The organism is Mycolicibacter sinensis (genome assembly GCF_001673565.1).
Lineage (GTDB): Bacteria > Actinomycetota > Actinomycetes > Mycobacteriales > Mycobacteriaceae > Mycobacterium > Mycobacterium sinense_C.
Window position 1 is genome coordinate 62,170 of the sequence record NZ_LZMF01000058.1, and the last position, 14,807, is coordinate 76,976.

Below are 14,807 nucleotides of genomic sequence, written 5' to 3' on the forward strand. Positions count from 1 at the left end.
CCCATTTGGCACCCAAATAAGGGGCTTTCATGTCTGCTCGCGCGGAAGAAATCACTTACGCGGCTGCCAGACCACCACTGCGGTGCTCTTGGGCACCACCGCGATCTCGCGACGCTGGTTGGCGCGCAACATCTCCAGCTCGGCCGCCATCTCCTTGACCCGCGACTGCAGCGCCTCGACCTGGTTGGTCAGCTCGATGATCCGTTTGATTCCGGCCAGGTTGACGCCCTCGTCGTGGGAGAGCCGCTGTACCTCGCGCAGCATGTCGACGTCCCGCTCGGAGTAGCGTCGCCCGCCGCCGGAGCTGCGGCGCGGGCTGACCAGACCGATCCGGTCATAGGTCCGCAGCGTCTGCGCGTGCATACCGGCCAGCTCGGCAGCCACCGAGATCAGGAAGGTGCGGGCATTGTCCGATTTGCTCATGACCGGTTGCCCGCCCATCCGGCCCGCGGGTCGAACCCGGCGGATCGCTCCGCTGCCGCATACGCCTCGAGCGCTTCCTGCGCTTGACCGTCCAGGTTCGGCGGCACCGCGACCTTCACTTTGACCAGCAGGTCGCCGTTGCCGCCGCTGCGCTTGGGCACCCCGCGCCCGCGCACCCGCAGGATCCGCCCGTCGGCGGTTCCCTTGGGCACCCGCACACCGACCTTGCCCTCCAGCGTCGGCACCGAAAGCGTGGTGCCCAAGGCGAGTTCGGAGAAACTGACCGGGATGGTGACGGTCAGGTCGTCGCCGTCACGGCCGAAGACCTTGTCCGGACGCACCCGGACCGTCACATACAGGTCGCCCGACGGCGCACCGCGCAACCCCGCCTCGCCCTGGCCGGCCAGCCGAATCCGTTGGCCGTCTTCGACTCCCGGCGGAATCCGCACGTTGATGGTGCGAGTGCGGGCCGCCCGCCCGGTTCCCCTGCACTCCGAGCACGGATGCTCGATGATCGAACCACTGCCACGGCAGTCGGTGCACGGCTCGGAGAAGCCGAAGGCGCCCTGGTTGCTGCTGATCACCCCGGAGCCGTTGCAGGCGACGCAGACTTTGGGGCTGGTGCCCGGCCGGGCGCCACTGCCATGGCAGTTGGTGCACGGCGCGGCGCTGGTCAGCCGCAACGGCATCTCCACGCCCTTGGTGGCCTCCAGAAAACTCAGCTCGGAGTCGGTCTCGAGGTCATTTCCGCGCCGAGGCCGGCTGGGCCGCTGCTGCGCACCGCGGCCGAACAGGCCTCCGAACAGGTCACCGATGTTCGCCCCGCCGGTCTGCCCGGCCGCACCGAACAGGTCGTTGAGGTTGAACTCGTTGCCGTCGCCGCCGGTGGAGAACCGATCGAAGTTGCCGCCGCCGAAACCGCCTCCGCCGTTGAAGCGCCGCCCGAAACCGCCACCGGCGAACAGCCGGCGGGTCTCGTCGTACTCCTTGCGCTTGGCCTCATCGGACAGCACGCTGTAGGCCTCGGACACCGCCTTGAATCGCTCCGCGGCAGCCGGGTTGTTCGGGTTCTTGTCCGGATGCAGTTCGGAGGCCAGCTTGCGGTAGGCGCTCTTGATCTCTTTCTCGCCGGCGTCGGAGGAGACGCCCAACTCCTTGTAGAAGTCCTTTTCGACCCATTCACGCTGAGCCATGATGCGTCACCTCCTTACCTGATCAATTCTCGTCAGCAGTGTCACCGTCAACGACAGCGTCGCCGGTCTCGTCGCCGGGGACGGTGTCTATCACCCCGACCATCGCGTGGCGCAGCACCTGCTCGCCGAGTTTGTAGCCCTGCCGCATGACGGTGCCGATCACCGAATGGGTTCCGTCACCTTCATGTTGCACGGCCTCGTGCAAAAGCGGGTCGAATTCTTCGCCTTCGGCACCGAACGCCGCCAAGCCCAGCCCGCTGAGCACACCGGTCAGCTTGTCCGCCAATGCTTTCAGCGGCCCGGATTTCAGGTCGCCGTGGCTACGGGCACGATCCAGATCGTCGAGGATCGGCAGCAGTTCGGTCACCACCGAGGCCTTGGCCCGGTCGGCGACACCCTGCTGGTCGCGGGCCGCCCGCTTGCGGTAGTTGGCGAAATCGGCCTGCACCCGCTGCAGATCCGCGGTCAGCTCCGCAACCTGGTCGACCTCGGCGGCCTCGCCGGCATCAGCGGCCGGCTCCGCCGGTGCCGGCCCACTTGGGGCCGGCCCGGCGGAACTCGCGCGCACCTCACCGGTTTCGGGGTCAATACGCCGCTTGTCGGTTACGGTGATGGTCTCCGGGGTCGGTTCGCGTGAATCGCCTTCGCTCACTTGACATCACCGTCATCGACTACTTCGGCGTCCACGACGTCATCAGCACCGGCGGACGCACCGCCCGCTGCGCCTTCTCCTCCAGCGGCGCCCTGCTCGGCCTGCGTGGCCTCGTAGATCGCCTGGCCCAGCGCCTGCGACTCGACGCCCAGCTTCTCCATCGCCGACTTGATGGCGCCGATGTCGGTGCCCTCCAGCGCCTTCTTGGCCTCGCCGATCGCGGCGTCGACCTTGGCCAGGGTGTCCTCGGGGACCTTGGAGCCGCCCTCGGCGTCACGCTGCTCGGTGACGAACTTCTCGGTCTGGTAGACCAGCGACTCGGCCTGGTTGCGCACGTCGGCCTCTTCGCGACGCTTGCGGTCCTCGTCGGCGTGCGCCTCGGCGTCCTTGATCATCCGGTCGATCTCCTCCTGGGACAGGCCGGAGCCCTCCTGGATCTTGATCGTGTTCTCCTTGCCGGTGCCCTTGTCCTTGGCAGTGACGTGCACGATGCCGTTGGCGTCGATGTCGAAGGTGACCTCGATCTGCGGGACACCGCGCGGCGCCGGCGGGATACCGGTCAGCTCGAAGGAGCCGAGCAGCTTGTTGTGCGAGGCGATCTCGCGCTCACCCTGGAAGACCTGGATCTGCACCGACGGCTGGTTGTCGTCGGCGGTGGTGAAGGTCTCACTGCGCTTGGTCGGGATGGTGGTGTTGCGCTCGATCAGCTTGGTCATCACGCCGCCCTTGGTCTCGATACCGAGGCTCAGCGGGGTGACGTCAAGCAGCAGAACGTCTTTCACCTCACCCTTGAGCACGCCGGCCTGCAGCGCGGCACCCACGGCCACCACCTCGTCGGGGTTGACACCCTTGTTGGGCTCCTGGCCGCCGGTCAGCTCCTTGACCAGATCGGTCACCGCGGGCATCCGGGTGGAACCACCCACCAGCACCACGTGGTCGATCTCCGACACCGAGATGCCGGCGTCCTTGATCACCGACTGGAACGGCTTGCGGGTGCGGTCCAGCAGATCCTGGGTGATCTTCTGGAACTCCGAGCGGGTCAGCTGCTCGTCGAGGAACAGCGGGTTCTTGTCGGCGTCGACAGTGATGTAGGGCAGGTTGATCGAGGTGCTCTGCGAGCTCGACAGCTCGATCTTGGCCTTCTCGGCCGCTTCACGCAGCCGCTGCATCGCCATCTTGTCCTTGGTCAGGTCGATGCCCGAGGTGCCCTTGAACTTGTCGACCAGCCATTCGACGACGCGGTCGTCCCAGTCGTCGCCACCGAGGTGGTTGTCGCCGGAGGTGGCCCGGACCTCGACCACGCCCTCGCCGATTTCCAGCAGCGAGACGTCGAAGGTGCCGCCACCGAGGTCGAACACCAGGATGGTCTGTTCCTTCTGGCCCTTGTCCAGGCCATAGGCCAGCGCGGCCGCGGTCGGCTCGTTGACGATGCGCAGCACGTTCAGCCCGGCGATCTGGCCGGCTTCCTTGGTGGACTGACGCTGGGCGTCGTTGAAGTAGGCGGGCACGGTGATGACCGCGTCGGTGATGTCCTCACCGAGGTAGGCCTCCGCGTCGCGCTTGAGCTTCATCAGCACGCGGGCGCTGATCTCTTGCGCGGTGTAGTCCTTGCCGTCGATTTCGACCTTCCAGTCGGTGCCCATGTGGCGCTTGACCGAGCGGATGGTGCGGTCGACGTTGGTGACCGCCTGGTTCTTGGCGGGCTGGCCGACCAGCACTTCGCCGTTACGGGCGAACGCGACGACCGACGGGGTAGTACGCGAGCCCTCCGAGTTGGCTACGACGACGGGATCGCCGCCCTCCAGCACCGAGACACACGAGTTGGTGGTCCCGAGGTCGATTCCGACCGCACGAGCCATTGTGGTTTCCTCCCTATAGACGTTTACCGAGTCTGAGTGGACTGCGCTCAAGGATGCTCTTCTGGCGGTCCCGCTGTCAACCCAGACTTGAGTACTGGTGACTCAACTTGTCGATGTGCTCAACGGGCGGGCTCGCGGTTTTGTTCCACAGCTCAGCCGACGCGGCCGATAACAGGCAGGAAACGCCCCACCGTCTGCAGGTACCGGCGGTAAGCGTCGCCGTGGACGCCCTCCAGATAGGGCTCCTCGACAACGCGGACCTGCAGCTCGATCGTTCCCAGCAGCACGCAGAACGCGCTCAGCGCCAGCGGGTTGGGCGCCATCAAGGCGATGCCGGCAGCAAAGGCCAACATGGCGGCGAAGATGGGATTGCGCACCCGCGCGAACACGCCGTGTCGGACCAGGGTGGTGGTCTCCCCGGCGTCGACACCGATGCGCCAGGAGTCGCCCATGTCGAGCTGGCTGTACACCGTCGCCGCGATGCCGACGAGGGCCAGCACCGTCCCCACCCCCTGCAGCCAGGGCAGCTGCAGCACCGAGACCGGCGAGACCGCACCGGCAAGCTGCAGCACCGGGGCCGCGATGCCGGCGATCAGGGCGATCACGAACCCGGCGCCGGCGAGCCATTCCAGTGAACCGAGGCGCCCGCTCACGCCGCGAAATCCGGAACTGCCGGTGCGGCGGTACTGCACCCAGCTCCGCCAGCCGAAACCGAGCGCGGCGAAGACGACATAGAGCACTATCGCGATGACGGCCATGATCGAGGACTCCTGCCGGTTCGGACGGTATGACGATCACCGGCAATATATGCATGTGTTGCAATATCAGCAATACAGCGAGCCGTCCCGCGACATGCACCGCTTAGCTGTCGACGACCGTCATCACCCCCGGCGCCGCATCGAGCGCTTTGAGGGTGACCGCGACGGCGGTGTCGATGTGCACCCGCGGCGCCGGCGGGAGTTCGCCCGGATAGTAGGTGCCGGGTCCGTAGAACAGCCCGTAGCGCAGCACCACTCCCTCGGCGGCCAACACGGCCTCCTCGAGGGAGGCGACCGCGTCGGCTTCTCGGCCGGGCTGCATCGTCCACGCGACGCTTTGGGCGATCACCTTCGCCGGGCGCGAGATGTCCAACGCCTCGATGAGGTTGCGGGTGCCCTCGGCTCGTATCCGGGCATTGACCAGTGACTCCGCGGGCAGGTCCGCCAAGTCGTCGGGAAGGTCGGTCAGCTCATGCAGGAGCACGTCGGGCGCAAAAGAACGGACGGCCCGGGTCAGCGCCGGTCGGTCGAAGACGTCGCAGACGATCGGTTGTGCCCCCAGCGCGGCCAGCCGATCGGCTTTCCCTGCCGATCTCGTCATGGCGCCGACGGTGTGGCCGGCGTCGATCAGCAGAGGCACCAGGCGAGCACCGATCACACCCGAAGCACCCGCAAAGAAGATGCGCCGTCCCGCTGCGGAGCCACCGGCCGTCATGCCGTGACCTTCGCGGCCAGCGCGGCCAGCTTGACGTCAAGCTCCGCGGCGGCCGCCTGCAGCTCAGGATTGGGCTCGACGACCATCAATGACGACGGCTTGACGTAGGTCAGACTGCTGCCGTTGTCCTCACCGACCAGCAGCAACTCCACCGGTGCAAACAACCCCGCGGTCACGTCGTGGCGCAACATCGTTATCGCGATCAGCGGGTTACCGATAATGACGCGCAACGCTTTCCGGTCGATGCCGACCTTGGCGATCCAGCCGCCGTGATCGAAGACCGTGAACAACATGAATCCGCCAGGACCGACGTGAGTTTGGACCTGATCGCGATACGACTCCCAGCCGGCGAAGTCCTTCGCGATGTCGTCGATCGGAACCGGCCGGTCGCCGACTTCGGAGAACAACGCGGCCACCAATTCGTCGTAGCTCTTCGTGCTCTCGTAGCACACCCTGGCTCCGGAGAACCGGATCTCGCGCGGATCAGACTGCGACACGGTCCACCTCCTCGACATCGGCTTCGGTGGATCCTTCGAAGCGGTCCCGAACTTGTGCATGCGGGGTGCGGTCCGCCAGCAGGCTCAGCAGATCCGGCCGGCTGTAGTGACCGGCGGCGTCCATCTGCGACTTCCGGGCATCGATCACCGAGAAGTCCAGGTCGGCGATGACCTCGCCCTCGCCGACGAGCAGTGGCTCCCCCAGCAGCTCGCCGTGCGGATTGACGATCGCGGTGAAGCACCCGTCCGAGATCGGGCCGACCGGGCACCCGGTGTCGGCCATGATCCGGGCCTGTTGGTCGGCATCGAGCCAGGCGGTGGCGTTGACGACGAAAGCGGCCGATTCGAGTGCGTGATTGCGCACGCTGGTCTCGATCTGGCGGGTGAACAGTTCGCCGGCGAACGATCCCGGCCACATGGCCGAGTGGATCTGCTCGCCGTCGGCGATCAGCGCATGGCGGGCCAGCGGGATGTAGTGCTCCCAGCAGGCCAGCTGGCCGACGCGCCCGACCGCGCTGTCCACAGCACGCAGTCCGGTGCCGTCGCCCTGTCCCCAGATCATCCGTTCGTGATATGTCGGCATGATCTTGCGACGGCGTTGCAGCAGGCTCCCGTCGGCGTCGAACAGCAACTGCGTGTTGTACAGCGAGCCGCCGTCGCGCTCGGTGACACCTATCGAGACCACCATTTCGGCCTGTCGGGCCGCCGCGCTGATCGCATCGATCTCCGGTGACGGGATCGTCACGGCCTGCTCCATCAATGTGAGGTGTTGCGGACGCATCTCGAACGGACGCTGCACGAACGAGAAGTAGGGGTAATACGGGATCACCGTTTCGGGGAAGACCGCGAACCGCACACCGTGGCGCGACAACTTCTCGATCTTGGCGATCACCCGCTCGACGGTCCCTTCCCGGCTGTAGAGCACCGGGCTGATCTGCACGGCGGCAGCTCGAATCTCACTCATTGCCAACCTTCTTTCCTCTTGCGTCCAAACCGATATTGGGGCGCCAGTCCGAGAGCACGCCGAGGTGTTCCAGATCGGCGACGTACTTTGCAACCAGTTCCGACGACAGCTGCGGAATGTCTTTGTCGTCACCGACCTGTGCGGCTCGCACCGCGGCGCGGAAGGCCGCCGTCGGAGCCGGGGCACCGCGCAGCGGTTGCTGCGGTTTCCGGTAAGCGTCCAGCAGCGGTAGCACGCTGTGCCGGCGCTGCCTTTCGGGAAGCGCCCGCAACGCCGTTTCGAAACGTGCCAACCATGCGTCGTAGTCATCGAGGCGCTCGATCGGATGGCCGGCACCGACGAGCCAATCGACGAAGGTGTCCAACGAGATACCGTCGTCGTGCGGGTTCATCACGTCGAAGGAGCGGAACCCTCCACTGCCCCGAGCGCCGAGGACCGCGATCGCCTCGGCGACGAAATCGACCGGCAAGCCGCTGTAGTGCGCGCGCGGCCGGTCACCGGAGGGCCCGGTTTCGTAGAAGGAGCGTGGAGCGAGACCGGTCACCAGCAGGCTGAAGACCAGCCGGGTGAATGCGTCGGGGACGTTGAGCTGTCCCGGGTATCGACGGTGGGCGAGAATCATGTCCGATCGGAAGACTGTCACCGGCAGCGTGCAGTGATCAAAAGCCTGACGCAACAACACCTCCCCGGCCCACTTGCTGTTGCCGTAGCCGCTGGCGTAACCGTCGGCGATCGATCGGACGGGGCTGACCTGACGGATGTCACCGTCCTCGGTGAAGTCGGCCGGGTCCACCGTCATGGCAACCGCCACCGTCGACAGGAACGTGATCGGCTTGATCCGGGTGGTGATCGCCAGCCGGATCAACTCCGCGGTGCCGACGACGTTCGGGCCGAACAATTGCTCGTAGGGCAGTACGTGGTTGACCAGGGCGGCGGCATGCACGATCAGATCCACGCTGCGTCCCAGCCGATTCCAAACGGCCGCGTCCAGCCCGAGGTCGGGCTCGCCGATGTCGCCGGCAATGACCTCGAGATGCTCGGCGGCCAGTGAACGATAGCGCCGCCTCAGCGTTGCGTCACCGCTGTCGAACATCTGCTCAAGGCGCACCCACGCCGCCGCGTCATCGCTGGCCCGCACGATGCAGATCAGGGTCCCGCCGGTCCGCGACAGCCTTTCCAGCCAGTGCAAGGCGATGAACCGGCCGAGATAACCGTTGGCTCCGGTGAGCAGGACGGTACGCGGTTCGCCGGTGACGCGCGGAAGCGTCCCGGCCTTGGCCAACGTCGTGGCATCGATGAACTTGTCCAGCGTCAGATCGCTCGCCCGCAAGACGGCGGCACCCGGCCCGTGCACCGTGGCGGCAGTGGCACGTGTTGATGCCGACCCGCGTTGAGCCGCGATGTGGTCGGCAAGCCGGGCGAGCGTTGACGTGGGGCTGATGATGACTCCCACGGGTACGTCCGCCCCAAAGACTTCCTGAAGCAGCTCCGAGAAGGTCAGGGCAGACAGCGAATCGCCACCAAGATCGGTGAAATGAGCGTTCGCGTCGACTTCGGCGCCTGCGGAACCGAGTACCGCAACCGCGGCCCGGCGCACGATCTCGAGTACCGGCTGGTCCGTCGCGGAGTTGCGCAGCGCACGCAGTTCGTCGGCCTGAGCCAGGTCGATATCGGCGTAAAGCTGCTCAAGCCGCTGTCCGAAGTGCGCCTTGAGCTTGGGCCGCAACAGTTTTCCGACACCGGAAACGAGCCCGTTGGCGGCGGTGAACGGCTGCGTCTCGATGAGAAAGTCGACGGGAACTTCGTAAGATTGCAGCTCCGCCGATCTTGCGGACTGCCGCAGCGAATCCCGAAGCATGGACTTCAACGCGGCGGCGTCGTCGGCGAATTCCGCACGGGCCTGCGGCGTCGGAACGATCACCGCAAGCAGGTATGCGCGTGCACTGTTGCCGTAGACGTAGATCTGGCTCACCCCGGGCGCCGCAGCGAAAACCGCGTCCAAGCGCGCCACCGCGACGAACTCGCCCTGCGCAAGCTTGAGGACGTTTCGGCTGCGATCGACGTAGGCCAACCGGTCCGGTGCCAACTCGGCCATCACATCACCGGTGCGGTAATAGCCGTCGTCGTCGAAGACCTCGGCGGTGACTTCGGGACGTTTGAAATAGCCCATCGTCGCGGTTGCCGACTTGATCAGCAGCTCACCGCGCGGGTATGGCCGGTCGGTGGTGAAGTACCCGAGCTCAGGAACGTCGACGAGCTTGTAGGCGAGCACCGGGGGGCGAAGGACGGTGCCATCCCGGCTGACACCGCCGACCTCGGTCAAGCCGTAGCCGTCAGACAGGTGTATGTCCAGTGCGGAATCGAGAAACGACGCCATTGCCGGAGCCAGCGGTGCCGTGCCGACGAACCCGCCCAGGAGCCGGCCGCCCAGCAGTCCCTCGCGCAGCTCTGCCGCCGCTTCGGCCTCCGCGGCTTCGGGAGTGGCGCCGCCGGCGATCAGTCCGGCCACTGCGCTGCGGTGACGCTGATACAGCATGTCGATCACCCTTGGTACCAGCGGAAGCTCGGTGGGGCGCACCAGTGACCAGTCCTCGAACAGCGTCGACAGGTCAGGGTCGGGGACGAAATAGCTGGTACCGCCGGCCATGAACGACGACACCAGCGGCAGCCGGCCGCCAAGGTGATTGAGCGGCATGAAGTTGACGTTGAACACCGGTGTCTCCGACGACGAAAGAAACGTTGCCGATGCCGTCCACAATCGCGTGAGCGTCCGTTCGGAATGCATGGCGCCCTTCGGGGCACCTGTACTTCCCGAGGTGTAGAGAATCATCGCCAGCCGCTCGTCGGTGTCGGCGTTGTAGAGCGGTTCGGGCGGCAGTGCGCGTCCACGCTGTACTACCTCGTCCAGCGTCTCGACGACAACCGGCACCCCGGCGCCGCTGACGCGCTCGCGAGCCCGTGCCAGCGCCTCCCGGTGCGCGTCGAGTTCCGGTTGGTGGTCGAAGACCAACAGGTGTCGCAGCGACGCACTGTCCAACGCGGACTCCAGCGCGAGCTCCAGGTAGGCGGTGCCCACCGCGACCACCGACGGCTGCACCTCGGCGATGATCGAGGCGAGTTGCGATGCGGAGGCGGTGTGCTGCAACGGAACCGATACCAGGCCGAGATAGGCGCAAGCAAGATCGATCGCCAGATAGTCCGGGCTGGCGAAACCGATGGTGGCCACGAAATCGCCGGGGCCGAGCGGATAGCTGCGGTGGTGCCGCCAGGAGGCGGCGATCGCCCCCGCCCGCCCCCACAGCTCGCGATAGCTGATCGTCTCGAACCGAGGCAACAGGCGCGCAGTCGTGCGGCCCGTCGCGGAATCGGTCACCACCTCACGGGCGCGCTGGCCCACCGCCGGGCGGTCCCCATAGCCGTCGACCAAGGTCTGCAACACCTGGGCGAGCCGCAGGCCGGGCCGGCGCGCCGCCGCGATGATGTCGGGGTTCGGTTGCGCCGCTTGAAATTGGGCGTCGGCGGCGTAGAAGCCGGCGATGCGATCTGTCAGTCGCTCGGCGCGGGTGCCGATCCGTTCGGTGGTCATGGCGGAGCCCTCCTAGCCGAGGCGTTCGATGATGGTGGCGTTGGCCATGCCGCCGCCCTCGCACATCGTCTGCAGTCCGTAGCGTTTTCCGCTGCGCTGCAAGGTGTTGACAAGAGTTGTCATGAGGCGTGCACCGCTGGCCCCCAACGGATGCCCGATGGCGATAGCGCCGCCGTTGACGTTCGTCTTCGCCAGATCGGCACCGGTTTCCTTCGCCCAGGCCAGCACCACCGGAGCAAAGGCCTCGTTGACCTCGAACACGTCGATGTCTGACAGCCTCATCCCGGCCCGGCGCAAGACCTTCTCGGTGGCCGGAATCACCCCGGTGAGCATGTAGAGCGGATCCGAGCCGACGATGGTGGCGGTGTGGATGCGTGCGAGTGGCCGCAGACCCATCTTCTCGGCGGCTTCGCCGCTGGCGATCAGCACCGCTGCGCTGCCATCGGAGAGCGGCGACGAGTTTCCGGCGGTGATCTCCCAATTGATTTGCGGGAAGCGCGCTTGCACTGCCTCGTCGTAGAACGCGGGCCGCAGCGCTGACAGCGTCTCGACGGTGGTGCCGGGCCGGATGGCCTCGTCGGTACTCAGCCCGGCGAGCGGAGCGAGCTCGTCGTCGAAGAGCCCGTCTTTGGTGGCCGTCGCCGCCTTTTCGTGGCTGGCCGCGGAGAACTCGTCGAGTTCGGCGCGGGAGAAACCCCACCGGGCGGCGATCAGCTCGGCGCTGATGCCCTGCGACACCAGGCCGTCCGGGTAGCGACGTGCCAGACCGTGGCCGAAGGGGTTGGCGCCGGGCAGAACCGAGGAGCCCATCGGGACACGGCTCATCGACTCCACTCCGGCCGCGATGACGACGTCGTAGGCGCCGGCCACCACGCCCTGGGCGGCGAAGCTGATGGCCTGCTGGCTGCTCCCGCATTGCCGGTCGATGGTGGTGCCGGGAACCGATTCGGGGAATCCGGCGCCCAACAGGGCGTTGCGCCCGATGTTGACGGCCTGATCGCCCACCTGGGTGACGGCTCCGGCGATCACGTCGTCGATGTCGACCGGGTCGATGCCGGCGCGTCGGACCACTTCGCGCAGGCTGTGGGCCAGCAGGTCGGCGGGCAGGACGTCGTGCAATGCGCCACCGGGCTTGCCCTTGCCGATCGGGGTGCGAACGGCGCCGACGATCACGGCGTCGCGACCTTGATATTTGGCCATCATGGACCCTCCCGGCTAGCTAAGTATTGTTCTCTATACTCAGCTATACACCCTGGGTATAGTAGAGTCAACCCAGATGGGGAGGTGAGCTGAGATGAATTTCCTGCAGGGGCCGCTGGCAGACCGCGAGAGCTGGTCGGCGATCGGCGAGTGCCCGGTCGAAAGAACCATGGCTGTGGTCGGCACCAAGTCCGCGATGCTGGTCATGCGCGAGGCCTACTACGGCACCACCAGGTTCGACGATTTCGCCCAACGAGTAGGCATCACCAAAGCCGCTACCGCGACACGGCTGGCCGAGCTCGTCGACCTCGGGTTACTGGCCCGGCGGCCCTACCGTGAGCCGGGCCAGCGCAGCCGCGACGAATACGTCCTGACCGAAGCCGGCATCGATTTCATGCCGGTGGTGTGGGCGATGTTCCAGTGGGGCCAACGTCACCTGCCGAACCGCGCCCGGCTACGCCTGACGCATCTGGGCTGCGGGGCCGACTCGGCGGTCGAAATCCGCTGCACCGAAGGCCACCCGGTGCCGCCCGACGAACTCGGCTTGGCCGACCGGAGCGAAAACCGCCACGAGACCGCTTGACCGGGGCCGGTGCCACAACATCGGTTATCCGGTGGGACCGGGGGTCTGGTGCGAAAATGTTTCCACGCTGTTTTTCCCGGCCCGCTGAGGGGGCAATCGTGCTGCCACTCGCCCGGGTGCTGGGTCCGTGGTTCTGGTGGCCCACCGGGATCGGCCCACGGCTGGCTACCCGCGGGAGCCTCTGACACCATGGCACGGACTTCACGACGACAGGGACAGTAACCGCGCAATGCCACACGCACCCGACCCTCACCTGGCGCCTGCCGCTGTGCTGGCCCGCGAAGACGAGGGTTATCACAAGGGCCTGGCCCCCCGACAAGTGCAGATGATCGCCATCGGCGGCGCGATCGGAACCGGGCTGTTCTTGGGAGCAGGACGACGGCTCCACGAGGCCGGGCCCAGCCTGTTTCTGATCTACGGCATCTGCGGCGTCTTTGTGTTCTTCATCCTGCGGGCGCTCGGCGAACTCGTGCTGCACCGGCCGACATCAGGTTCTTTCGTCTCCTACGCGCGCGAATTCTTCGGGGAGAAAACGGCTTTCGTCGCGGGCTGGCTGTATTTCCTGAACTGGTCGATGACCGGCATCGTCGACACCACCGCGATCGCGACCTACTTCCACTACTGGGGCGCCTTCCACGTGGTCCCGCAGTGGGTGTTGGCGCTGACCGCGCTGGTGGCGGTGGTGGCGATGAACCTCATCTCGGTGAAGCTCTTCGGCGAGCTGGAGTTCTGGGCGGCGCTGATCAAGGTGGTGGCGCTGATGACGTTCCTGGTCGTCGGGACCGTCTTTTTAGGGGGGCGCTTCCAGGTCGACGGACAAGACACCGGCCTGCACCTGTGGGGCGACAACGGCGGGTTCCTCCCGACCGGACTGCTGCCGTTGGTCCTGGTCACCTCGGGTGTGGTGTTCTCCTATGCCGCGGTCGAGCTGGTCGGGACCGCCGCCGGCGAGACCCCCGAGCCGGAGAAGGTCATGCCGCGTGCGATCAACTCGGTGGTGGCCCGCATCGCGATCTTCTACATCGGCTCCGTGGTGCTGCTGGCTCTGTTGCTGCCCTACACCGCCTACCGGCATGGCGAGAGCCCCTTCGTCACGTTCTTCTCCAAGATCGGTTTCGCCGGGGCCGGCGGTCTGATGAACCTGGTGGTGCTGACCGCGGCGTTCTCCAGCCTCAACGCCGGGTTGTACTCCACCGGTCGGATCCTGCGGTCGATGGCGGTCAACGGCAGCGGGCCGAAGTTCACCGCACCGTTGTCGCGAAACGGCGTGCCCTACGGCGGGATTCTGCTGACCGGAACGATCGGTCTGTTCGGGGTCGCGCTCAATGCGGTGATACCCGAGCACGCCTTCGAAATCGTGCTCAACATCGCCGCGGTGGGTGTGGTGGCCGCGTGGTCCACGATCGTGGCCTGCCAACTGCGGTTCTTCAGGTTGACCAAAACCGGAGAGCTGCAACGACCGGGGTTCCGGATGCCGCTGGCTCCGTACAGCGGTTACGTCACGCTGCTGTTCCTGGCCGCCGTGTTCGCCCTGATGCTGTTCGACCCCGAGTACGGCACCTGGATCCGTGCCGCGGTGCTGATCGGCGCACCGGCACTGGTCATCGGCTGGTATTTGGTTCGCGGGCGGGTCATGGCCGCGGCCGCGCTCGCACCCGCCGATCCCGAGAAACCGCCCGCGGTCATGGCACCGGCGGAAACCGACGAGCAGTAAGGCCGAAAAGATATGGCCCGCAATCGATATGCCGACAAGCCGCCGCTTTACGGGATGGCGCTGGTGTTCTGCGCCATCGCGATTGTGGCTATCACCGCCTATCTGCACGCCGGCTGGTGGTCGGCGCTCGGTTATGGCCTCGCCGCGGTCACGGCGGTGGCCGGCGGCGCGTTGGCGTTCCGCGACCTGTCCTGACCGGCAGCCGGTCAGGCAAACCGCGAGTCACTGCTGCCACTTGCGTCACACGGTGCGTAGGCTGGGCGTCAATCTATGTCGGCGGGGGATCAATTGCGGGTACCGGATCGGACGAGAACGGCGGCGATCGGCGGACGGCTGACGCTGGCCGCCGCGCTCCTGCGCCTGGTAGGTCAGGTAGTCGATGGTGACGACCGGGATGTCGCCCAGGTTTCCCAGCACCCATCGCACGGTGCCGTCGGTACCGACGCTGACGCCGTTGGCGTGTTGGCCGTCCTTGAGCGGGGTGTTGGTGAACTCCGCCTCGCAGTCGACTTGCGGCGTCGAGATCTGGCAGCGGGTCCTGCCCGACTTCGTCTCAATGAAGACGTAACCGTTCTCGTCGGGCGCCAAGGGGACGACGCCGGCGGGCACTTTTGTGGTGCCTGAGGGGGGCGGTTTGGACGGGGTCGGGGTATTGGGAGGATA

The 14,807-nt window shown here is 66.5% G+C and carries 13 protein-coding genes and 1 pseudogene; 3 read left to right on the forward strand and 11 right to left on the reverse strand.

Annotated features, from left to right (window positions below; genetic code table 11):
• Positions 1 to 51 precede the first annotated feature (51 nt).
• The 10 genes from A5648_RS09740 to A5648_RS09785 form a co-directional block, all read right to left on the reverse strand.
• Entirely contained in the window at positions 52 to 423 is a 372-nt protein-coding gene (locus tag A5648_RS09740) for a heat shock protein transcriptional repressor HspR (RefSeq protein ID WP_065024365.1), read from the reverse strand.
• On the reverse strand, positions 420 to 1,616 hold the full coding sequence (gene dnaJ, locus A5648_RS09745; RefSeq protein WP_065024344.1) for a molecular chaperone DnaJ: 1,197 nt from the start codon (positions 1,614 to 1,616) through the stop codon (positions 420 to 422). The genes A5648_RS09740 and dnaJ overlap by 4 nt, the downstream gene beginning before the upstream one ends.
• A 22-nt stretch (positions 1,617 to 1,638) precedes the next feature.
• Complete coding sequence (gene grpE, locus A5648_RS09750; protein WP_065024345.1) at positions 1,639 to 2,268, reverse strand: nucleotide exchange factor GrpE; 630 nt, start codon at positions 2,266 to 2,268, stop codon at positions 1,639 to 1,641.
• The gene (gene dnaK, locus A5648_RS09755) at positions 2,265 to 4,127 is read right to left on the reverse strand and encodes a molecular chaperone DnaK (RefSeq protein WP_065024346.1); all 1,863 of its coding nucleotides are present in this window, start codon (positions 4,125 to 4,127) and stop codon (positions 2,265 to 2,267) included. The genes grpE and dnaK overlap by 4 nt, the downstream gene beginning before the upstream one ends.
• Before the next feature lie 152 nt (positions 4,128 to 4,279).
• The gene (locus A5648_RS09760) at positions 4,280 to 4,885 is read right to left on the reverse strand and encodes a methyltransferase family protein (RefSeq protein WP_065024347.1); all 606 of its coding nucleotides are present in this window, start codon (positions 4,883 to 4,885) and stop codon (positions 4,280 to 4,282) included.
• Positions 4,886 to 4,988: 103 nt separating this feature from the next.
• Positions 4,989 to 5,600, reverse strand: a complete 612-nt coding sequence (locus A5648_RS09765) for an NAD-dependent epimerase/dehydratase family protein (RefSeq protein ID WP_065024348.1) — start codon at positions 5,598 to 5,600, stop codon at positions 4,989 to 4,991.
• Positions 5,597 to 6,115: a DUF302 domain-containing protein gene (locus A5648_RS09770; RefSeq protein ID WP_065024349.1), complete on the reverse strand. Its 519-nt coding sequence runs from the start codon at positions 6,113 to 6,115 to the stop codon at positions 5,597 to 5,599. Before A5648_RS09770 ends, A5648_RS09765 begins: the two co-directional genes overlap by 4 nt.
• Positions 6,084 to 7,061, reverse strand: a complete 978-nt coding sequence (locus tag A5648_RS09775; RefSeq protein ID WP_065024350.1) for a nitrilase-related carbon-nitrogen hydrolase — start codon at positions 7,059 to 7,061, stop codon at positions 6,084 to 6,086. The genes A5648_RS09770 and A5648_RS09775 overlap by 32 nt, the downstream gene beginning before the upstream one ends.
• The gene (car, locus tag A5648_RS09780; RefSeq protein ID WP_065024351.1) at positions 7,054 to 10,647 is read right to left on the reverse strand and encodes a carboxylic acid reductase; all 3,594 of its coding nucleotides are present in this window, start codon (positions 10,645 to 10,647) and stop codon (positions 7,054 to 7,056) included. Before car ends, A5648_RS09775 begins: the two co-directional genes overlap by 8 nt.
• Positions 10,648 to 10,659: 12 nt before the next feature.
• Complete coding sequence (locus A5648_RS09785; RefSeq protein WP_065024366.1) at positions 10,660 to 11,847, reverse strand: thiolase family protein; 1,188 nt, start codon at positions 11,845 to 11,847, stop codon at positions 10,660 to 10,662.
• Positions 11,848 to 11,941: 94 nt separating this feature from the next.
• Here A5648_RS09785 and A5648_RS09790 point away from each other — a divergent pair, with 94 nt between their 5' ends.
• The 3 genes from A5648_RS09790 to A5648_RS09800 all read left to right on the forward strand — a co-directional run bounded on the left by A5648_RS09790 (position 11,942) and on the right by A5648_RS09800 (position 14,339).
• Positions 11,942 to 12,430 carry a winged helix-turn-helix transcriptional regulator gene (locus tag A5648_RS09790; protein ID WP_065024352.1) on the forward strand — a complete coding sequence of 163 codons (489 nt, stop codon included), beginning with the start codon at positions 11,942 to 11,944 and terminating at the stop codon, positions 12,428 to 12,430.
• A gap of 229 nt (positions 12,431 to 12,659) precedes the next feature.
• A complete protein-coding gene (locus tag A5648_RS09795; protein ID WP_065024353.1) occupies positions 12,660 to 14,144 on the forward strand; it encodes an amino acid permease in 1,485 nt (494 codons plus the stop codon).
• 12 nt (positions 14,145 to 14,156) lie between these two features.
• A complete protein-coding gene (locus A5648_RS09800) occupies positions 14,157 to 14,339 on the forward strand; it encodes a hypothetical protein (RefSeq protein ID WP_065024354.1) in 183 nt (60 codons plus the stop codon).
• Between the two features lie 45 nt (positions 14,340 to 14,384).
• On the opposite strand, the pseudogene A5648_RS09805 reads toward A5648_RS09800, so the two are convergent.
• Positions 14,385 to 14,807: pseudogene (locus A5648_RS09805) on the reverse strand (hypothetical protein); the annotation flags it as partial.